The 20,153-nt window shown below is 59.0% G+C and carries 22 protein-coding genes; 17 read left to right on the forward strand and 5 right to left on the reverse strand.

What is annotated here, in order from left to right; genetic code table 11:
- Positions 1-3: 3 nt before the first annotated feature.
- Complete coding sequence (locus JQM68_RS06740) at positions 4-657, reverse strand: HAD family hydrolase (protein WP_235222233.1); 654 nt, start codon at positions 655-657, stop codon at positions 4-6.
- Positions 657-1,280, reverse strand: a complete 624-nt coding sequence (locus JQM68_RS06745; RefSeq protein ID WP_235222234.1) for a DNA-3-methyladenine glycosylase — start codon at positions 1,278-1,280, stop codon at positions 657-659. Before JQM68_RS06745 ends, JQM68_RS06740 begins: the two co-directional genes overlap by 1 nt.
- A gap of 84 nt (positions 1,281-1,364) precedes the next feature.
- On the opposite strand from JQM68_RS06745, the gene JQM68_RS06750 reads away from it, so the two are divergent.
- The 3 genes from JQM68_RS06750 (at position 1,365) to JQM68_RS06760 (ending at position 3,765) form a co-directional block, all read left to right on the forward strand.
- A complete protein-coding gene (locus JQM68_RS06750; protein ID WP_235222235.1) occupies positions 1,365-2,273 on the forward strand; it encodes a DMT family transporter in 909 nt (302 codons plus the stop codon).
- 110 nt (positions 2,274-2,383) lie between these two features.
- A complete protein-coding gene (locus JQM68_RS06755; RefSeq protein ID WP_235222236.1) occupies positions 2,384-3,103 on the forward strand; it encodes a WecB/TagA/CpsF family glycosyltransferase in 720 nt (239 codons plus the stop codon).
- Complete coding sequence (locus JQM68_RS06760) at positions 3,100-3,765, forward strand: dTMP kinase (protein WP_235222237.1); 666 nt, start codon at positions 3,100-3,102, stop codon at positions 3,763-3,765. Before JQM68_RS06755 ends, JQM68_RS06760 begins: the two co-directional genes overlap by 4 nt.
- A gap of 59 nt (positions 3,766-3,824) precedes the next feature.
- Here the strand turns inward: JQM68_RS06760 and JQM68_RS06765 are convergent, their stop codons facing one another.
- Positions 3,825-3,968: a hypothetical protein gene (locus JQM68_RS06765; protein ID WP_235222238.1), complete on the reverse strand. Its 144-nt coding sequence runs from the start codon at positions 3,966-3,968 to the stop codon at positions 3,825-3,827.
- Between the two features lie 136 nt (positions 3,969-4,104).
- Between JQM68_RS06765 and mltG the strand changes: the two genes are divergently transcribed.
- From mltG to JQM68_RS06785, 4 genes are all read left to right on the forward strand, one after another.
- The gene (gene mltG, locus JQM68_RS06770; protein ID WP_235222239.1) at positions 4,105-5,256 is read left to right on the forward strand and encodes an endolytic transglycosylase MltG; all 1,152 of its coding nucleotides are present in this window, start codon (positions 4,105-4,107) and stop codon (positions 5,254-5,256) included.
- Positions 5,246-6,469 carry a peptidase U32 family protein gene (locus JQM68_RS06775; protein ID WP_235222240.1) on the forward strand — a complete coding sequence of 408 codons (1,224 nt, stop codon included), beginning with the start codon at positions 5,246-5,248 and terminating at the stop codon, positions 6,467-6,469. Before mltG ends, JQM68_RS06775 begins: the two co-directional genes overlap by 11 nt.
- A 33-nt stretch (positions 6,470-6,502) precedes the next feature.
- Positions 6,503-7,900, forward strand: a complete 1,398-nt coding sequence (locus tag JQM68_RS06780; protein ID WP_235222241.1) for an NAD(P)/FAD-dependent oxidoreductase — start codon at positions 6,503-6,505, stop codon at positions 7,898-7,900.
- Between the two features lie 160 nt (positions 7,901-8,060).
- On the forward strand, positions 8,061-8,861 hold the full coding sequence (locus JQM68_RS06785; protein ID WP_235222242.1) for a helix-turn-helix domain-containing protein: 801 nt from the start codon (positions 8,061-8,063) through the stop codon (positions 8,859-8,861).
- A gap of 37 nt (positions 8,862-8,898) precedes the next feature.
- On the opposite strand, the gene JQM68_RS06790 is transcribed toward JQM68_RS06785, so the two are convergent.
- Complete coding sequence (locus JQM68_RS06790; RefSeq protein WP_235222243.1) at positions 8,899-9,429, reverse strand: DUF5662 family protein; 531 nt, start codon at positions 9,427-9,429, stop codon at positions 8,899-8,901.
- Between the two features lie 119 nt (positions 9,430-9,548).
- Here JQM68_RS06790 and JQM68_RS06795 point away from each other — a divergent pair, with 119 nt between their 5' ends.
- The 5 genes from JQM68_RS06795 (at position 9,549) to JQM68_RS06815 (ending at position 13,835) form a co-directional block, all read left to right on the forward strand.
- The gene (locus JQM68_RS06795; RefSeq protein ID WP_235222244.1) at positions 9,549-9,995 is read left to right on the forward strand and encodes a hypothetical protein; all 447 of its coding nucleotides are present in this window, start codon (positions 9,549-9,551) and stop codon (positions 9,993-9,995) included.
- Between the two features lie 31 nt (positions 9,996-10,026).
- Positions 10,027-10,221 carry a hypothetical protein gene (locus JQM68_RS06800; RefSeq protein WP_235222245.1) on the forward strand — a complete coding sequence of 65 codons (195 nt, stop codon included), beginning with the start codon at positions 10,027-10,029 and terminating at the stop codon, positions 10,219-10,221.
- A gap of 324 nt (positions 10,222-10,545) precedes the next feature.
- Positions 10,546-13,191: an alanine--tRNA ligase gene (alaS, locus tag JQM68_RS06805; RefSeq protein ID WP_235222246.1), complete on the forward strand. Its 2,646-nt coding sequence runs from the start codon at positions 10,546-10,548 to the stop codon at positions 13,189-13,191.
- Between the two features lie 94 nt (positions 13,192-13,285).
- Positions 13,286-13,459 (forward strand): DUF4250 domain-containing protein, encoded by a 174-nt coding sequence (locus JQM68_RS06810; RefSeq protein ID WP_412758460.1) that lies wholly within the window; start codon positions 13,286-13,288, stop codon positions 13,457-13,459.
- Positions 13,460-13,490: 31 nt separating this feature from the next.
- On the forward strand, positions 13,491-13,835 hold the full coding sequence (locus JQM68_RS06815; RefSeq protein WP_235222247.1) for a histidine triad nucleotide-binding protein: 345 nt from the start codon (positions 13,491-13,493) through the stop codon (positions 13,833-13,835).
- A 192-nt stretch (positions 13,836-14,027) separates the two neighbouring features.
- Here the strand turns inward: JQM68_RS06815 and JQM68_RS06820 are convergent, their stop codons facing one another.
- A complete protein-coding gene (locus JQM68_RS06820; protein WP_235222248.1) occupies positions 14,028-15,413 on the reverse strand; it encodes an S-layer homology domain-containing protein in 1,386 nt (461 codons plus the stop codon).
- Positions 15,414-15,633: 220 nt separating this feature from the next.
- On the opposite strand from JQM68_RS06820, the gene JQM68_RS06825 reads away from it, so the two are divergent.
- The 5 genes from JQM68_RS06825 (at position 15,634) to JQM68_RS06845 (ending at position 20,118) form a co-directional block, all read left to right on the forward strand.
- Positions 15,634-15,855, forward strand: a complete 222-nt coding sequence (locus JQM68_RS06825) for a helix-turn-helix domain-containing protein (RefSeq protein ID WP_235222249.1) — start codon at positions 15,634-15,636, stop codon at positions 15,853-15,855.
- Positions 15,852-18,089 carry a DNA internalization-related competence protein ComEC/Rec2 gene (locus tag JQM68_RS06830; RefSeq protein ID WP_235222250.1) on the forward strand — a complete coding sequence of 746 codons (2,238 nt, stop codon included), beginning with the start codon at positions 15,852-15,854 and terminating at the stop codon, positions 18,087-18,089. Before JQM68_RS06825 ends, JQM68_RS06830 begins: the two co-directional genes overlap by 4 nt.
- Positions 18,090-18,099: 10 nt before the next feature.
- A complete protein-coding gene (gene holA / locus JQM68_RS06835) occupies positions 18,100-19,155 on the forward strand; it encodes a DNA polymerase III subunit delta (protein WP_235222251.1) in 1,056 nt (351 codons plus the stop codon).
- Positions 19,152-19,757: a toprim domain-containing protein gene (locus JQM68_RS06840; protein ID WP_235222252.1), complete on the forward strand. Its 606-nt coding sequence runs from the start codon at positions 19,152-19,154 to the stop codon at positions 19,755-19,757. The genes holA and JQM68_RS06840 overlap by 4 nt, the downstream gene beginning before the upstream one ends.
- 112 nt (positions 19,758-19,869) lie before the next feature.
- Positions 19,870-20,118: a DUF6514 family protein gene (locus JQM68_RS06845; protein ID WP_235222253.1), complete on the forward strand. Its 249-nt coding sequence runs from the start codon at positions 19,870-19,872 to the stop codon at positions 20,116-20,118.
- Positions 20,119-20,153 lie beyond the last annotated feature (35 nt).

Below are 20,153 nucleotides of genomic sequence, written 5' to 3' on the forward strand. Positions count from 1 at the left end.
TCGTTATTTCCGCTTTGCTTTCTGCTCCGGAAGCCACAAAAGCTCTTCAAAGCTCTTGATGTAGACATCACAGAAGGCCCGCATTTCCTTTTCGTCCTGGGCAAAGAAGCCGTCGTGAACGCCCACCACCCGCATTTTGGCGGCCCGGGCGCCCCAGCAGGCTGCCAGACTGTCGTCGAAGATGGTACAGTCCTCCGGGCGGACATTGGTTTCCTTTGCCGCCGCCAGCCACAGCTCCGGCTGCTTTTTCTCCAGCCCCAACTGCTGGGCGAAGATGATACGCTCAAAATACTTTTCCAGGTCCAGATTTTTCAGCGCGGTATGACAGTGCTCCGGCACGCTGGAGGTCACCACGGCCATCCGCCGGCCCTCCGCCCTGCACTGCTTCAGATAGGCCCGGACGCCGGGCTTCACGGATACATGGGCATACATATCCTGCGCAAGCTCCATCCACTCCGCCATGATCTCCTCGCAGCTCTCCGGCAGATGGCAGAATTCCTTGGTGAACTTGGCGGCCAGGGGGAAGATGGTGTGGGCCACGCCCTCATAGTAGGCGTGAGTATAGGGCAGACCCCGTCGGGCCAGAAATTCCCGGTCCACGTTCTTCCAGATTCCGTTGGAGTCGATGAGGGTGCCGTCCATATCGAATAAAAACATCAGGTTTCCTCCTTTTCCAGCCAGAATCGCCAGGGAAAGTCCCGGGCCTCCTCCGCATAGTCAATGCCGATGCGTGGGCCGCAGCGCAGGACCTCTCCGACGGGCGGCGGGGCTTCCGGCAGGCCAATATCCGCCAGGGAATCACAGACGAACAGGGTATCGCCCGTTAAATCCATTCTGTTTTCAGTGCTGGAAAGGGATAATGCCTTACAGACTTTTCCCGGCCCGTTGGAAAAATTCTTCCGCCGGTAGGCGTTCATGGGCGCGTCCCCAAACCGCAGGCGCCGCATCGTTTCCATGCCCATCGCGGGTTGGATGGCCCGGATGAGGACGGCGGAGGGCTCGCCTTCAGGCTCCGTGACGAAATTCAGGCAGTGGTACATGCCGTAGATAAAATAAATATAGGCGTGACCCGGAGCCATGAAAAGGGTGGAGGTGCGGGCCGTCTTTTTATACCCGTAGGCATGGCAGGCCTTGTCGCATCGGCCCACATAGGCCTCTGTTTCCGTGATGCGGCCCGCCAGAAGCTCACCGTCCAGCCGGCGCACCAGGTACTTGCCCAAAAGCTGGCGGGCAATTTCCACGGTATCGCCATTGTAGAATTCGCGGGAAAGTCTTGCCATTTTCTCACCCCGGTGCTAAAATACCAAACTGTTGTGATTCTTTATCACAGAGTATACCATAGAGTGGATATTGGAGCAAGTCATATGAAAGTCAACCGCATTCGTCAAAATGTGCTGCCGGTGCTGGCAGCGTTCATCTGGGGCACGGCTTTTGTGGCCCAGAGCGTGGGCGCCGACTATGTGGAGCCCTTCACCTTCAACGCCGCCCGCTCGGCCATTGCCTTTTTGTTTCTGCTTGCCCTTTGCCTGGTGCGCAGGAAAATGCAGAAGGGCATCGTGGAGAGCGCCACAAAGTCCTGGAAGGATTTGGCGGTTGGGGGCATCTGCTGCGGCGTGGCCCTGACGGTGGCGTCGAATCTCCAGCAGAAAGGCCTGGAGACCACCACCAGCGGCAAGGCCGGCTTTATTACGGCGCTGTATATCGTCATTGTGCCCATCATCAGCATTTTTCTGAAAAAGAAGGCGCCCCGCACCATCTGGCTCAGCGTGATTTTGGCCGTGGCTGGTTTGTATTGCCTGTGCATCACGGAGGAATTCACCATCACCAGCGGAGATTTTTACATCCTGCTGTGTGCGTTCTGCTTCTCCGCCCATATCCTGGTCATCGACTACTTTACACAGAAGGTGGACGGCGTGGAGCTCTCCTGCGTCCAGTTCCTTGTGGTGACGGTGCTGTCCTGCGTTGGGATGCTGGCCACGGAGACGCCTACGCTGGAGGCGCTGCGGATGTGCGTTCTGCCGCTGCTTTACGTTGGCATTTTCTCCAGCGGCGTAGCCTACACGCTCCAGATCCTGGCCCAGAAGGACTCTAACCCCACGGTGGTGTCGCTGCTTCTCAGCCTGGAATCCGTGTTCGCCACACTGGCGGGCGCTGTGCTCCTGCATGACCGCATGAGCGGGAAAGAGTATCTGGGCTGTGTACTGATGCTGATCGCGGTGATCCTGGCGCAGCTGCCTGAAAAGAAGCCGAAAGCGGCTGTCAAACAAAACTGAACGGGAGCGGGGAGGCCAAACTTCGGCATCCCCGCTTCATTTGGGGTTGGACAAAGGCCAACCTATATGGTATAATGCAAAACTGTACAAGTATGTTGCGAGGTGGTTCCATGCGGATCGACGTTTTAGGCGTTGGCTTTGACAATGTGACAATGGCGGAAGCCGTGGAACAGGGAATGGCCCTGCTGCACAGCGAGGGCTCCCACTATGTGGTGACACCCAATCCGGAGATCGTGGAAGCCTGCCGGGAAAACGGGGCGGCGAGGGCCGCCGTCAACGGCGCCGACCTGGTCCTGCCGGACGGCATCGGGATCATCAAGGGTGCGGCCATGCTGGGCACGCCGTTGAAAGAAAAAACGCCGGGCATCGAATTTGCCGCGCATATGATGGAAAGAATGGCAGGAGAGGGGATGTCCCTGTATTTGTTGGGAGCCAAGCCCGGAATTGCGGAGCAGGCCGCGGAAAAGCTGTCAGCCCAGTATCCCGGCTTAAAGATCGCCGGGACCCACGACGGCTATTTCAAGGAAGACGGCCCTGTGGTGGAGGACATCCGTCAAAGCGGCGCCGACTGTGTGTTCGTGTGTCTCGGCGCCCCCAAGCAGGAGTTCTGGATGGCGAAGAACGGCCCCGCCACCGGAGCCCGTCTGCTCTGCGGTCTGGGCGGCAGTCTGGACGTGTTCGCCGGAACGGTGGAACGCGCCCCTAAGTTCTTCTGCGACCATGGCCTGGAGTGGTTCTACCGCCTCTGTAAGGAGCCCAAGCGCATCGGCCGTATGATGAAGCTGCCCCTCTTTTTGGTGCACGTCAAACAGGAGAAGCGAAAGAAATGAGCGGAAAACTGATCGTATTTGAAGGAACGGACGGGTCCGGCAAAGCTACCCAGGCCAGACTCCTCTGCCAACGCTTGGAGCGGGAGGGCATCCCCTATCAGGAGATCGACTTCCCCCGGTACGGCAAACCTTCAGCCGCCATGGTGCAGGAATATCTGGACGGAAATCTGGGCAAAAAACCCGGAGATGTAAACGCCTATGCCGCGTCGCTGTTCTTTTCCATGGACCGCTATGCCTCCTATAAGCAGGACTGGGGCGATTTCTATGAAGCCGGCGGCCTCATTGTCGCTGATCGATATACCACTTCCAATGCCGTCCATCAGGCATCAAAACTTCCGGAGAGTGAGCGGAAGGCGTATTTGGACTGGCTGTTTGACCTGGAATATCGCCTGCTGGGACTGCCAAAGCCCAATCTGGTCATTTACCTGGATATGCCCACGGAGATCACGGAGCAGATGATGCGCCGGCGGGAGCAGACCACCGGCACCCACGCTGATATTCACGAGCAGGATGAAGCGTATTTGAAAAACTGCCGTGCAAACGCGAAGGAGATCGTAAAAGCGTGCGGGTGGTCTGTCGTGGATTGCGCGGAGGATGAAAAGCCGCGCACGCCGGAAGACATCCATGCGCAGGTTTATCAACTGGTAAAGAAGCTGCTGTAAGGCCTGTCCCTGCCGAAAGCATGGAAAGCGGGACGCCTGGCGTCCCGCCGTTCCGAAGCTCAGCAGCAGCCGCAGTTGTCATCACGGTCGTGACGGCGATCACAGTCGCAGTCATGGTTGCCGCCGCAGCAGCAGAAGATCAGGATGAGGATGATGATCAGCCACAGGCAGGAGCAGTTATTGTTTCCGTTGTTGAACCACATGAATCTCACCTCACTTCAGGATAGTTTATGCGCCGGGGGCCCAAAGGGAGCCTGACCGCCGAAAAAAACACCGGGAAGCGAAATTGCAAATTGAACACCGTCCAGCGATACCGGGACGGAGAAAATGGAGGAGTCCATGTCTGATTTCAAAAGAGGAGATACGGCCAGTTGGGATACGGAGCAGGTGCGCAGCAGCCAGCAGCAGCACCCCCGCACCGCGACCCGTCGGCGCCGCCGCAGGCGGATCAACCCGCTGGCCTATATTTTGTTCGTATTGGTCGCATCCGCGATCCTGGCCTGTGTAGGCTGGCTGCTGATGAGCGACCTGTGCGCCTTTAACCGGGGCACGCCGGTAAAGGTGACTGTGGAGATCACGGCGGAGGACACGGTGTCCACGGTGGCGGATAAGCTGTATGATGCCGGGCTCATCAAGTACAAGTGGTTTTTCAGGACCTTTGCTGGGGTGGCCCACGCCAAGGACAAGATCGGTATGGGGACCTATGAGCTGAATACCGATATGGACTATAACGCCCTCATTACGGGAATGCACAGTTCCTCCGGCAACATGAACGCCGAGACCGTGCGTGTTACGATCCCGGAGGGCTATACGGTGCGGGATACCATCCGCCTGCTGGCGAAGAACAATGTCAGTACGGAGGAAGCGCTGCTGGACGCTGCCCAGAACTACAAGTTTGATTACAGCTTCATTGACAACGAGTCCACGGAGATTAGCCGTCTGGAGGGCTATCTGTTCCCAGACACCTATGAATTCTACACGAATATGAAGAAGCCCGCCGCGGCGCTGGAGAAGATGATCTCCAACTTCAACAGCAAGCTGGATGACGACCAGCTTGCCGTCGCCGAGGCCAGGGGCTATGACCTGAAGAAGATCATCACCATCGCGTCTCTGATCGAAAAGGAGACGGACGGCACCGACCAGGGGAAGATCGCTTCCGTGATCTACAACCGTCTGGAGGGTCCCGGCGACAAGGGCGGCACCTATGGCCTGCTGCAGATCGACGCGGCCCTGCTGTACGCCCTGCCGGACCACACCGGTGCCATCACCAACGAGGACAAGGCTGTGGATTCTCCCTACAACCTGTATAAAAACGCCGGCTTGCCTCCCACGCCTATCGCCAACCCCGGCATGAAGGCGATCCAGGCCGCTCTGGAGCCGGAAACCACCGATTACTATTACTATGCTCTGGGCAAGGACGGAAAGCATCATTACTCTACCACGCTGAATGAGCACAACAACTTCCTGAACAGCGGCGACTATGCGGGATAAGAGACCGGAACTGCTGGCTCCGGCAGGGGATATGGAGCGGCTGAAGATGGCGGTGCTGTACGGCGCGGACGCCGTGTACCTGGCGGGGACGGACTTTGGAATGCGGGCTTTTGCCGGAAATTTTAGTCCGGAAGAGCTGCCCGAGGCAGTGGCGTTTGCCCATGCGCACAATGTCCGGGTACACTGCACCATCAACACGATGCCCCGGAACGATGAAATTGCCCGCCTGCCGGAGCATCTGGAGCGTCTGAACGACGCCGGGGTGGACGCCCTGATCGTGGCAGACCTGGGGGCCTTTACCATGGCTGGGAAGTATGCCCCCAACTGCCAGCGGCATATTTCAACCCAGGCGAGCATCTGCAATTACGAGACCGCCCGGGCCTGGTACGACCTGGGCGCGTCCCGGGTCATTCTGGCCCGGGAGGTGGGCCTGGAGGAGATCCGGACGATCCGGGAAAAGACGCCGGAGGATCTGGAGATCGAGGCGTTCGTCCACGGCGCCATGTGCGTCAGCTATTCCGGCCGGTGCCTTCTCTCCAACTACATGACCGGGCGGGACTCCAGCCGGGGCGCCTGTGCCCAGCCCTGCCGCTACCAGTACGCCCTGATGGAGGAGAAACGCCCCGGCGAATACTTTCCCATTGAGGAGGATGAAAAGGGAACTTACATCCTCAATTCCCGGGACATGTGCATGATCGACCACCTGGGTGACCTGGTCGATGTGGGCCTTTCCAGCCTGAAAATCGAGGGCCGGGCTAAATCCGCCTATTACGCTGCCATCGTGACCGGCGCCTACCGCCATTGCCTGGATGATGCCATGGCAGGGAGAGAGACAGACCCCGTCTGGCGGGATGAAGTGGAACATGTCAGCCACCGGCCCTATTCCACAGGCTTTTACTACGGGCCTCCCGGCCAGTATTACGCGAATTCCCGGTACATCAGAGAGTGGCAGGTGGTTGCCCTTGTCACCGACTGCGACGCAGAGGGAAATGCCACCTTATCTCTGCGGAATAAGTTCCGCACAGGTGATACCGTCGAGCTGGTGGGGCCGAATCTGCGACCCTTTGCCATGACTGTGCCGGACATGACGGATGGGGAGGGGCAGCCCATGGACGAGCCCCGGACGCCCCAGATGGTATTCCATATGAAGCTGCCGCGGCAGGTGCCGGCTTTTACGCTGGTGCGCCATGCGGTGGAGCTTTCAGCCAAATAAACGCCAAACGGATTAAAATAAGGAGAGAAAACTATGAACGCAGACGTCGTCATCGTCGGCGCCGGCCCCGCCGGTATTTTCACCGCCCTGGAGATGATCAAAAAGGGCAGCAAGCAGAAAATCATCATGGTGGAGAAGGGCCAGGCGGTGGAAAACCGCCACTGCCCCAAGGACAAGACCCGCAAGTGCGTAAACTGCAAACCCTACTGCCACATCACCACCGGCTTTTCCGGCGCCGGAGCGTTCTCTGACGGCAAGCTGTCCCTCAGCTATGAGGTGGGCGGCGACCTGCCCACGCTGATCGGCGAGGACCTGGCACAGGAAACCATCAACTACGCCGATCAGATCTATCTGGAATTCGGCGCGGATACCCACATAGAGGGCCTGGAGCATGAGGAGGAGCGGAAAGAGATCCGCAAGCGGGCTATCCAGGCGGGATTGAAGCTGGTGGACTGTCCTATTCGCCACATGGGTACGGAAAAGGCCCAGGCTATCTATCTGGCTATTGAGAAATATCTCCAGGAGAACGGCGTGGATATGTACTTCGGCTACGAGTGCAGCAACCTGATCCTGGAGAGCGATGTCTGCAAGGGCGTTTCCATTTCCAACGGAAAGACCGATTTGGAAATTTACGCAAAGCATACCGTGGTGGCTACCGGCCGCCGGGGTGCCGACTGGCTGGAGAAGCTGTGCGCCGAGCACAACATCGCCCATGCCCCCGGCACCGTGGACATCGGCGTCCGGGTAGAGGTCCGCAACGAGGTCATGGAGATGGTGAACCGGGTCCTTTACGAGTCTAAGCTGGTGGGCTATCCCAGGCCCTTCAAGAACAAGGTCCGCACCTTCTGCCAGAATCCCGGCGGCTTCGTCAGCCAGGAGAACTACGACAACAACCTGGCGGTGGTCAACGGACACTCCTACAAGGACCTCAAGAGCGACAACACGAACCTGTCCATTCTCTGCTCCCACAACTTCTCCGTGCCCTTCAACCAGCCCATTGCCTATGCCCAGAAGGTGGGTGAGCTGACTAATATGCTGGCCAACGGTCAGATCCTGGTCCAGCGGTTCGGCGACATTTTGGACGGCAAGCGCACCTGGCAGAAGGAACTGGCCCAGTCCAACATCCGGCCTACTCTACCGGACGCCGTGGCCGGCGACATCACCGCCGCCATGCCTTACCGGGCCATGATCAATATCATCAACTTCATCCAGGCCATGGATCATGTGGTGCCCGGATTTGCCTCCTATGAGACGCTGCTGTATTCCCCCGAGCTGAAGTTCTACTCCAACCGGGTGAAGATGGACACCGACTTCAACACCAGTCTCCAGGGCCTTCACTGCCTGGGCGACAGCTCCGGCTGGACCCGTGGCCTGATGATGGCCTCCGTCATGGGCACCCTCATGGGCCGGAAGATCGCCGAAGAGGGCTGATCCAGGAGAATACAAAACCGCTGGGACCTCCCGGCGGTTTTTCCTTGCGGCACAAGGAATGCAACCTGTGGTTGACAAACTTCCACCCAACCCGTTCTTGTCAAAACGCGGTGGGTGTCTTATCATCAGCCCATCCAAACAGAAAGCGAGCGTGCCCTATATGGAATTTGCAGAAAAGCTAATGACGCTGCGGAAACAGGCGGGCCTGTCACAGGAGCAGCTGGCGGACCGGCTGGGCGTCACCCGGCAGTCAGTCAGTAAGTGGGAGAGCGGAACAGCATTCCCAGAGCTTGTGAAGCTGGTTACCTTGTCAGAGATGTTCGGCGTCAGCGTGGACTATCTGGTGAAAGACTATGTGGAGGAACCGGAACAGCAGAGAGCGGACAGCCCCGACACTGCCCGGCTGGAGCAGAAGGTGGACGATTTGACCCGGTATGTCAAGGGCTCCTTCTATGCCTATGACAGCCAGACCAAAATTTTCGGCCTGCCGCTGGTGTCCGTCCGGGTGGGGTTCGTGCGGAGACAGCAGATGTCCTGGGAGAATGTGGCAAAGGGCGTCTTTGCCATCGGAAACGTGGCAATCGGTGTAGTGTCTTTGGGGTTGGTCAGCGTCGGTTTGCTGAGCTTCGGATGCATCGCCCTGGGGCTGCTGGCGCTGGGAGTCATCGCTATGGGACTGGCCTCTCTGGGGGTGGTGGCGGCAGGGTGTATCGCCTTTGGCGTCTGCGCCATGGGACTGTATGCCGGCGGCGTTTGCGCCGTGGGCTTCAAAATCGCCGTTGGCGTGGCGGCCGCCGCCGGGGAAACAGCGGTGGGCTATGATGCTGACGCTCCCCAAGTTCTCCTGTGGGGCAGCGGATTGAGCAGGGAAGAGGTGGAAGCCTTTCTCCTGAGACATCACCCGGATTTATGGAAGCCGCTGCTGCGTTTCTTCAGCGCACTGGGCGCCAATATCAAATAAAAAAGGAAGCGCATCCTATACCAGATGCGCTTCCTTTTTATTTTCCCAGTACTTCCCGCCGCACAAAGTCAAAGGCGGCGTCTTCCCCCTGATCCCGGAGAGTCAGCAGGATGGTTTCCAGCAGCGCCTCCGTGTTGGGGTGGAGCAGCAGGCGCCGCTGTTTGCCCCGGAGAAAAAACTTATAGGGATCGCCCGGGTCAAAATCCTTTCCCCGGTAGACCTTGCTGGCGGCCAGCCGGTCGCAGAACATCTCCGCTACGTACTTTTTCGGCATTTCCACGCCGGAAATGCCGGAGCCGTCTGGATCGTAGTCTGTCCAAAATTCGAAGTGGTGGCGGTTGCGGCCCTTGTGATGCATCCAAGAGGCGCTGTATCCGTGGGCTTTCCGCTGGGCGTCGTTGGGGCTGTGGTCGCCCTGGAAGTATTTCGCCCCGGCCCAGAACTCGGTAGGAGAGTATTTGGAGAGGTCATGGGTCAGCCCCTGCCAGTACAGCCCCAGCCGGAAGCAGTATTTTCGCACCAGCGCCCGGTGGCGGTGGACGGTTTTCAGATGTGCCCAGATGTGCAAGAACAGTCACCTCGATGCTGAAGTCTTCCTGTATTATAGCATAAGCCCGAAAAAAAGACGAGAGGAATTTTGCATGGAAATTCCGCGCTCCGCGAAAACTAGCCTGGAGGTGGTTTCGGATGGAGTACGCGCTCTTTGAGTGTCCGACGGCGTGGAGACCCTGGCTCCCGCCCGGCGTCCGTGGACTGGAGCGGAAAGAGGAACTGGCGGAGCGGACCTGGGACCTGCTGGCCTTGACGCCTGCCGGCCTGCTGCACACGGAAAAGGGGCTTGTCCGCTGCCGCATCCTGCTGCTTCCCGGCGGCTGTCCGCTGGAGCTGGCGGCGCAGGTCCGAGCGGAGTGGGTCATTACCTACGGCCTGTCCAGCCGGGACAGCCTGACGCTCTCCAGCCTGGAAGACCCGGTATTGTGCGTGCAGAGGACTCTGCCGAGGCCCGATGGGGGCGTAGTGGAACCCCAGGAGTTTCCGCTCAGCGATCTGCCTGCCCCGGCGGAGGAGCTGCTGCCCCTGTTGGGGATGCGGGTGTTGCGGATGCAACTGACAGATGACGCCGCTCTCTGGTAAATTCTCCATAGAAAAAACAGGAGGCGGTTAGATGGTCTGGTATGGATGGTTAGCGCTGGCGGTAATTTTGGGCGGTACTGGCTGGCTCTGCGCAAAGCTCCATGACCCAAAGGGCGGCACGGTGGGCTGCTGCGGCTGCGGAAAGTGTGCCGGCACGGGGGAATGTGTCTACGTGAAAGAGCGGCGCCGCCAAATGGCGGAAGAAAAACGTGAAGAAAAACCCTGAAAATGCACAAAGGCTGTCTTGACAAAGCTTACAAAAAGGATATAATATCACTGTTCGATATGCCAAAGGCTATGACAAAGCCAGCTTTGCGAAACAGGTCTTAGCGAGAGGGGAGACGGTGAAAGCCCCTTGCCGACGGCGCTGAGCAGCCACTTTGAAGCAGTCCGCGACGAGCGGAACGGTTCATCCCCGTTACCGGATGGCTAAGATGCCCCTGCAAAGGGGATAATTAGGGTGGTACCGTGAAGCAAGCCTTCGCCCCTAACATGGGGTGAAGGCTTTTTTGATGTCAACAATAAAATCAACATAGGAGGAAGAAACATTATGGCACATCCCTACCACGGGCTGAACGAACTTCGGGAGATGTTCCTCAGCTATTTTGAGAGCAAGGGCCATCTGCGGCTGCCCAGCTTTTCCCTGATCCCTCCCGCCAACGACAAGTCCCTGCTGCTGATCAACTCCGGCATGGCCCCCATGAAGACCTGGTTCACCCGGGAGGAAGAACCTCCCCGGAACCGTGTCACCACCTGCCAGAAGTGCATCCGCACCGGTGACATCGAGAACATCGGCAAGACTGACCGCCACGGCACCTACTTTGAAATGCTGGGCAACTTCTCCTTCGGTGACTACTTCAAAAAGGACGCCATTCCTTTCTGCTGGGAGTTTTTGACGAAGGTCGTGGGCTTGGAGGAGGACCGCCTGTATCCCTCTATTTACCTGGACGACGATGAGGCATTCGAGATTTGGAACAAAGACATCGGCATCCCCGCCGAACGCATTTTCCGCTTCGGCAAGGAGGACAACTTCTGGGAGCACGGCGCCGGCCCCTGCGGTCCCTGCTCAGAGGTGTATTATGACCGCGGCCCCGAGCACGGCTGCGGCAAGCCCGGCTGCACCGTGGGCTGCGACTGTGACCGATACATCGAGGTGTGGAACAACGTGTTCTCCCAGTTCGTCAACGACGGCGAGGGCAACTACACAGAGATGACCCACAAGAACATCGACACCGGCATGGGCCTGGAGCGTCTGGCCTGCGTGTGCCAGAACGTAAACTCCCTGTTCGATGTGGACACCGTCATGAACATCACCAACAAGGTCAGCGAGATCACCGGTGCCCACTACGGCGAGAGCCACAAGACCGATGTCTCCCTGCGTGTCATCACCGACCACATCCGTTCCTCCGTTATGATGATCTGCGACGGCATCCTGCCCTCCAACGAGGGACGGGGCTATGTGCTGCGCCGTCTGCTGCGCCGGGCTGCCCGCCACGGCAAGCTCCTCGGCGTGGAGAAGCCCTTCCTGTATGAGGTGGTGGACACCGTCATCCACGAGAACGAGAGCGCCTATCCCGACCTGCGGGAAAAGCAGACCTATATCACCAAGGTCGTCCGCACCGAAGAGGAAAACTTCGCCAAGACCATCGACGGCGGCATGAAGATCTTCACCGATCTGCTGGCGGCTCACAAGGCCAAGGGCGAGACTGAGTTCTCCGGCGCTGACGCTTTCAAGCTGTACGATACCTACGGCTTCCCCATCGACCTGACCGCCGAGATGGTGGAGGATGAGGGCATGACTCTGGACCGCGAAGGCTTCGACCGTGAGATGGAGGAGCAGCGTGTCCGCGCCCGCAAGGCCCGGGAGGCGCTGGGCGACCTGGGCTGGGCCGGTATCGAGTTCGGCTCCGAAATGCCTGCCACCGAGTTTGTGGGCTATGACCACAATGAGGCTGACGGCAAGATCCTGGCTATCGTGGCCGACGAGGAGCTGCGGGACGAGGTAGTCTCCGGCGCTGACGCCATCCTGGTGCTGGATCAGACCCCGTTCTATGCCGAGATGGGCGGCCAGGTGGCCGACCACGGCGTCATCACCACCGCGAAGGGCGCCAGGTTTGAAGTGACCAACGTCCTGAAAAACAAGGGCGGAAAGTTCATGCATTACGGCAAGGTGGTCTCCGGCGAGTTCCAGGTAGGCAAACTCATTACTGCCTCCATTGATACGGAACGCCGCAAGGCCATCATGCGTGCCCACAGCGCCACCCATCTGCTGGACGCTGCCCTGAAGAAGGTCCTGGGTGACCACGTGCATCAGGCCGGTTCTCTGGTGGAGCCCGACCGCCTGCGCTTCGATTTCACCCACTTCGAGGCTATCACCCCGGAGCAGCTCAGCGAGATCGACCGCCTGGTAAACGACGCGATCCTGGAGGGCTATCCCGTGGTCACGGAGATCCTACCTATTGAGGAGGCCAAGAAGAAGGGCGCCGTGGCCCTGTTCGGCGAGAAGTACGGCGAGACCGTCCGCGTGGTGGAGATGGGCGATTTCTCCATGGAGTTCTGCGGCGGCACCCATCTGGACAACACCGCCAAGGCAGGCCCCTTCCGCATCAAGAGCGAGGCGTCCATTGCCTCCGGCGTCCGCCGTATTGAGGCCACCGTGGGTAAACTGACCCTGGAGACCGTGAACCGTAACCAGCAGGTGCTGTTCCACGCCGCCCAGATGCTCAAGACCAACCCCGGCGAGCTGGAGAATAAAATCGACCAGCAGCTCAACGAAATGAAGGAGATGCGTCATACGCTGGACAAGTTCAAGGCGGAGGCATCTCTGGGCGAGGCCCGTCAGTTCCTGACTGCCGCCAAGGATGTGGGCGGATTGAAGGTCCTGACCGCCGTCCGCAACGGCATGGACGCCAATGGCCTGCGCCAGATGGGTGACTTCCTTCGGGATAAGGAGCCTGCTGTCGTAGCGGTGTTGGCCGCCATCAACGGTGAGAAGATCACCTTCCTGGCTATCTGCGGCAAGGAAGCCGTTGCCAAGGGCATCAAGGCCGGCGACCTGGTAAAGAACGTCTGCGCCATCTGCGGCGGTAAGGGCGGCGGCAAGCCCGACAGCGCCATGGGCGGCGGCACCGATATGCTGAAGCTGGATGACGCCCTGGCCTCCGTGGACGATTTTGTGGCCGCTAAGCTGGGCTGAACCATGACGGCGGAGTTTTGCTCCTGGCTGGCGGAGGTCCATCCGGAGATCAGCCAGACTTCCGGAAAGAAAAAAGCGTAACGGAGGACTGCCCATGATCCCGAAAGACCCTGTGATCCTACTGAGCTTTATCAATACAAAGCTCCGTGACGAGTATGAGAGCCTTTCCGACCTTTGCGCCGCGCTGGACGCCGACGAGGTGGCCATCCGCCACACGCTGTCCGGGCTTGACTACCGGTACGATCCCGTGCATAATCAGTTTATCTGAGAGATTTTCACCAGAAGGGAGGCTATTTGACATGTCTGACTGCTTATTCTGCAAAATTATCGCCGGGGAGATCCCCAGCAGCAAGGTCTATGAGGATGACCTGTGCTATGCCTTTAACGACATCGCACCCCAGGCCCCGACCCATTTCCTGGTGGTCCCCAAGGCTCATATCACCTCGGTTTCCGCGATCACGGCGGAAAACAGCGCCGTGGTGGCCCACATCTTCGAGGTCATTGCCAAGCTGTCCAAGGAACTTGGCTTTGCCGAGGCCGGTTACCGCGTGGTGTCCAACATCGGCGAGGCCGGGCAGCAGTCCGTACCCCATCTGCACTTCCATGTGCTGGCGGGCCGGGATATGACCTGGCCTCCGGGCTGATTTGTGCTGACGCACTTAAAGGGGGGACATCCGTCTCCCCTTTAAATTCCCCCTCACCAGTGACGCCGCGTCACTGGTGAACGCCGCCCAAGGCGGCTGGGTCAACGTATTTTTGGCAGGCACATGTCCTGCCAAAAATGATTAAAATAAAAAACAGCGTCTCGAATCGAGGCGCTGTTTTTTTGCGGTTTGTCAGGCGGCAGCTTCGCCCATCTGACTGGGATCGATCTCCTCATAACCGGAGAAGTCGGGGAAGGTGATCTTCACGGCCTTGCCGGTGGCATTGACGGTCATCAGCATGTCGTAGTCATAATCCGCAGACATGGAGATAGCCTGACCGTCCTCCAGAGGCATATCAATCTTCATGGAGGCGGTAAAGTTCATGGCGACCTTCTTCATGTTCCCCTTGCTGTCCACGGTGTAGGTGGCGGTCATTTTGCCGAAATGCATATCGAGACCGTCAGTCTCATCGCCCAGCATGCCCATCACACCGGCCAGCATACTGTTCACGCCTTCGCCGATGACAATGGTGTACTCCGTGTTGGAGCCAACCTTCCTGGAGGACACGGAATCCAGCATGGCAAGGCCGCTGACGTCCATCGCGGTCACATCCACCATAGACAGGCTGTTAATAGCGGCCATCTGGTCCTCCACGGAATATTTCACCTTCAGCTCTTCGCCAGCCATGCTGGTTGAGACATACGCATAGCCGTCCTTCATCCACATGTTTACCTTGACCGTTTCGCCTTCGGCTGTGGTCTCGGTGGTGTAGGCCATCTGAATGTTGGCGCCGTCCATGATCATTTTCATGTTGCCCTTGATGGCGGAGGGGACCGTCATGGTCTCGCCGTCAGCGGTCATGGTCATGTTCATCTTGACATCCATGTCCACATCCATTGCGTCGTCATCCATGGCGTCCATAGCCGTTGTCATCGCCCGGTACGCTTCAATTTTTTCGGTCAAGGGCTGGGCGGCCTTGGCGTCGATGGCGCCGGACTTCACCAGGCTGTCCAGCAGATAGGTCTTGCCGTCGGACATGTCGGCGGCCAGGGCCTGATATGTGAGGGCGGCAAGGTCATCCCGCAGGAAGTCGCCGGGGAACATGACGGCATCATAGAACCCCTTCTCCTTGGCGAAGGTCAGGGCGTCGGCATACTGGAAATCGGTGCCGTCCTTGTAGCCCAAAGCCCGCAGCAGGAAGACCACATAGTTCTGGGCGCTGCACTTGTTGGCGGAGCCGAAGGTGGTGGCGGTGGTCCCGTTGGTGATACCGTTGGTGTACAGCCAGGCGACATAGGGGGAGGTGAATGCGCTGACGTCGGTAAAGGGATGCTTGATCTCTCCGGACTCATAGGCGGCCTTGGCGGTATCCTCGGCGCCGTAGAGCCGTACCAGCATGATGGCGGCCTCGGAGCGGGTGGGGGCGCGGTCCAGCTCAAAGCCGTTGCCGGTTCCCCGGAACATACCGATGGCGGACAGGTCCTCGGCCACGGCGTCAAAGTCGGAAGCGGACGCGGTCACACACAGTGCCACGGTTAAAAGCAGCGTGGTACACAGCAGGGTGAGAAAACGCTTCATACATATGCTCCTTTCCAAATTGCGGCATTTTGCCGTTTCTTATCATCATCATAGTTGTGTGATTTGGGCATGTCAATGAAAAAACGGTAACAATTTGTAATCCACGCAAATTTTCTGGATATTGAACGGAAGTCATGCTATGATACATTTTGTGGCTCCGAATGGGCACAATTACCCCGTGGCATGTTGCCAATTGGTAACATTTTGCTGGGTGATATTTATGGAGATCAAACGCCTCCGGGATTTACGCGAGGATCACGACAAAACACAGCAGCAGGTAGCAGATGTATTGAATATGCATCGGAGCGTCTACCGCCGCTATGAAGGCGGAGAACGGGAAACGCCGGCATGGGTGGTCGTAAAGCTGGCCGACTACTACAAAGTCAGCACCGATTACCTGCTGGGCCGCACGGATGACCCCACGCCGCCCAAGGGAAAATGAGAATCCTGGCCACGTTCACGGGCGCGTTCGCCCTGGGCATCTTTCTGGCGCAGTACCTGCTGCCGGTGGAATGGCTGCTGCCCTGCGGAGCGGCTGCTTTTGTGCTGGCGTTCGGCAGGCTGTTTCTCCGAAATGATACGGGCCGCCGTGTGCTGCTGGTGGGTGTGGGGCTGGCGTTGGCTTTCGGTTATGACTGGCTCTATATCCGGCAGGTGCAGCGGCCCATGGAGGAGCTGGCGGGGACCCAGCGGGAGATGACCATGACCCTCTGTGATTATGCCATTTCCACTGGTTACGGCGCCAAAGTCACTGTCCGGCTGGAGGACTTTCCCGGCAAGGCTGTCTATTACGGGGAAGAGAAACTGCTGGAACTGGAGCCGGGGCAGACTGTCACGGACCTGGTCCAGCTGCAAAGCGCCGCCCGTATCCGGGACGACGATGTGACTTCTTTCACTTCCAAGGGCGTGTTCCTGCTGGCCTACCGCCGGGGAGAGGCGTCCTACGGCGAGGGTACTTCCGCTTCGCCCCGCTGGTGGCCCGTCCGGATGGGACGCGCCATGCAGTCACGCATTGCGGAGCTGTTCATGGGCGATGAAGCCGGGTTCCTGACCGCCATCCTGACAGGAGACAAGTCCCGGCTTTCCGATGAGGGCGCCGCGGCGCTGTCGGAGGCGGGACTGTACCACATTCTGGCGGTTTCCGGGATGCACTGCGGCTTCTTGCTGGCGCTGGTGACCTATCTGACAGGAAAACACCGCCGTCGTCTCACGGCACTGTGCGCTCTGCCGCTGCTGGCGTTCTACGCGGCCCTCACCGGGGGGAGCCCCTCCGTCCTGCGCTCCTGCGTCATGCTGGCCTTTCTGCTGGCTGCGCCGGTTTGCCGCCGGGACAGCGACGGCCCCACGGCCCTGCTTGCGGCCCTGTTCCTGATTTTGCTGGCAAATCCCTTTGCCGCCGCGTCCATCAGCCTGCAGCTGTCCTTTACCGCCATGGCGGGCATCCTGTTCCTGACGCCAAGGCTGTACCGCCTGCTGATGCACGGCAGGAAAGGGAACCGGGTGACCCGCTTCCTGGCGGCTGGCTTTTCCGCTACCATGGGTGCTCTGGTGTTCACGGTGCCCCTGTCCGGCTGGTACTTCGGCACGCTGACGCTGATCTCGCCCCTGAGCAATCTGCTGTGCCTGTGGGCCGCCAGCGGTGTGTTTGTGCTGGAGCTGGTGACGGTCCTGCTGGGCTTTTTCTGCCTGCCGCCGGCAAAGCTGCTGGCGGTGGTACCGGCCCTGCTGACCCGGTATATTTTGCTTATGGCGGGATTGCTGGCGAAAATTCCATACCACGCGGCGTATTTTGCGAATCCATATCTGAAATACTGGCTGGCCTATGCCTATATCCTGTTCCTGACGGCCTGGCTGCGCCGGAAAGCACCCCGACGGAAGTACGCCCTGGCGGCCATCCTGACTTGCCTGACCCTGGCGCTGACCGTCAAGCTGGGGGAGTGGCGGTATCACGCCGGCCTGGACGTCAAGGTGCTGGACGTAGGCCAGGGGCAATGCGTTCTGCTGGCTTCCGGCGGAGATTTTACTCTGGTGGACTGCGGCAGCGGCAATAGTTGGTACGGCCCGGGCGAAATAGCCAGCCAGCATCTGCGGGCCATGGGCTGCCGGAAGCTGGACCGTCTGGTGCTGACCCACTACGATTCCGACCATATCAGCGGCGTCCGAAGCCTGCTGGCCCGGATGGACGTGGACACTCTGCTGGTGCCGGAGCTGGCAGATGACGGTCTGGGCGGCGAAATTCTGGAGCTTGCCCGTGAACACGGCGTCACGGTGGAGACTGTGGAAAGCAGAACGGAGCTCCCCATGGGGAAAGCCGTTCTGACGGTGCTGCCGCCGGTAGGGGAAGGGGAGGACAATGAACGGGGCCTCTCCGTTCTGGCTTCCGCCGAAGACGCGGACATCCTGATCACCGGCGACATGGACGCCGCCACGGAACGAAAATTTCTGGAGGCCTATGACCTGCCGGACATTGAAGTTTTGGTGGCAGGGCATCACGGCTCCAAATATTCCACATCCAACGACCTGCTGGACGCCCTGACCCCGGAGACCGCTTGTATCAGCGTCGGCAGCAACAGTTACGGCCATCCCGCGGACGAGACGATGCGGCGTCTGGCGGAGCACGGCTGTGCCATCTACCGCACGGATATGCAGGGAACGATCCACTTATCACTGAATTGAGGAGAACGACATGGCATACGCGAAAAAGCCTCCAAAGAGCAGCGAGGCATATCAGAAATTCAAAGCCGACCTGTCCGCCGGGACGGTGGGCTGCGCCTATATTTTTTACGGCGAGGAGAGCTACCTGCGGGAATACTACCTGGGAGAGCTGCGAAAAAAGTTGGTGCCCGCCGGATTTGAGGAATTCAACTACCACCGTCTGGAGGGCAAGGACCTGACCGTCCAGGCCCTGACGGAGATGGCGGAGGCCATGCCCATGCTGTCGGAGCGGACTCTCATCGTGGTCACGGACTTCGACATCTTCAAACTGGGAGAGGAGCAGCGGGAGAAGCTGATCGCCCTGCTGGAGGATATTCCGCCCTACTGCTGCCTGGTGTTCGTCTACGACACCGTGGCCTACAAGCCCAACAAGACCATGAAAAAGCTGTGCAAGGCCATTGGAGACCATGTGCAGGCGGTGGAGTTCCAGGCCCAGGACAGCAATGACCTCATAGCCTGGATCGCCCGCCGCTTCCGGGCGCTGGACAAGGAGATCGACCGCCAGACAGCGGAGTATCTCATCTTCACCTGCGGCGGCCTGATGACCGGGCTGGTACCCGAGATCTCCAAGATCGCCGCCTACGCTAAGGGAAAGGCGATTACGCAGAAGGACATCGACGACGTGGCGGACCCGGTGCTGTCAGCGGAGGTGTTCAAGCTCAGTGATGCGGTGCTCCAGGGCAATTATGACCTGGCGGCGTCCATTTTGGGAGACCTCTTGAAAATGCAGACGGAGCCCATTATGATCCTGGCGGCCCTGGGCAGCCAGCTCCGGCGTATTTACACCGCCCGGCTGGCCATCGACAGCGGCAAGGATAAATACTGGCTGATGGAGCTGTGGGACATGAAGTCGGACTATCCCGCCAAGCTCCTGCTCAGCGCCGCCAAACGGACCACTGCCGATTGGTGCGCCGACGCGGTGAAGATGTGCCAGGTGCTGGACCGCCGGATGAAGAGCGAGAAAGGGATCGATGCGGCAGGGGAGCTGAAGCTCCTGCTGGTGCGGCTGGGGGCGAAGCGGAAATGAAAAAGGTCAAAGAGGTCATCGTGGTGGAGGGCCGCTACGACAAAAACGCCCTCAGCCAGGTGGTGGATGCCACTGTCATTACCCTGGGCGGCTTTTCCGTGTTCAACGATAAGGAGAAGCTGGCCTTTCTCCGCCGTCTGGCGGAAAAACAGGGGCTCATCGTCCTGACGGACAGCGACGGCGCGGGCTTCGTCATCCGCAATTACCTGAAAGGCGCTCTGCCGAAAGAGCTTGTGAAGCAGGCGTATATCCCGGACATTTACGGAAAGGAGCGCCGCAAGCGCACTCCCGGCAAGGAGGGCAAGCTGGGCGTGGAGGGCATGAAGCCCGATGTCCTTCTGGCGGCATTGGCGCGGGCGGGAGCTACCTTTCTGGATGAAGAAAACGGGACCGGGGCTGCTGGAGAGCCCATCACCAAAGCGGACTTATTCGAACTGGGGCTCACCGGCGGGCCGGACAGCGCCGCGAAGCGTCAGGCGATCCTCCGGGAACTGGAGCTGCCGGAGCACCTGACGGCCAACGGGCTGCTGGAGGCGCTGAACCTCCTGTACAGTCGGGAGAGTTTTTTGGAATTCGCTAAAAAGTTGTTAGAAAATGGATGATTTTCCCATATAGGCAACTGTTTTACACACTTTGAATTTCCACTCCGACATGATTCGACAAAATGTGTCAAGGAGAAGTGATATTTTGTTGAATCAGAAAGGAGTGATTCCGATGCGCAGAATATTAGCCGGTACGGCAGGCTGCCGGGAACTGCCAGTACGGTATTATCTTCTGGTTGAGGAACAGGTCAACGAAACGGAAACTTATGGAATTGGCGTGGAGTACGGTGAGGAAAGAGTGGATGTCCCTGACATCACACCATCTCAGAAGGGTGTCTCCGTGCTGCTGGACACGATGATCCGGGGGACGGTCACGCCGGTGACCCTGCGGGATGTGGCGGAGGACTGGCTCCTGGCCTGAAATAGCTGATTGCCCTTGCAATTTTTAAAGAGATT

It is taken from the genome of Oscillibacter valericigenes (assembly GCF_021531435.1).
Lineage (GTDB): Bacteria > Bacillota > Clostridia > Oscillospirales > Oscillospiraceae > Oscillibacter > Oscillibacter valericigenes_B.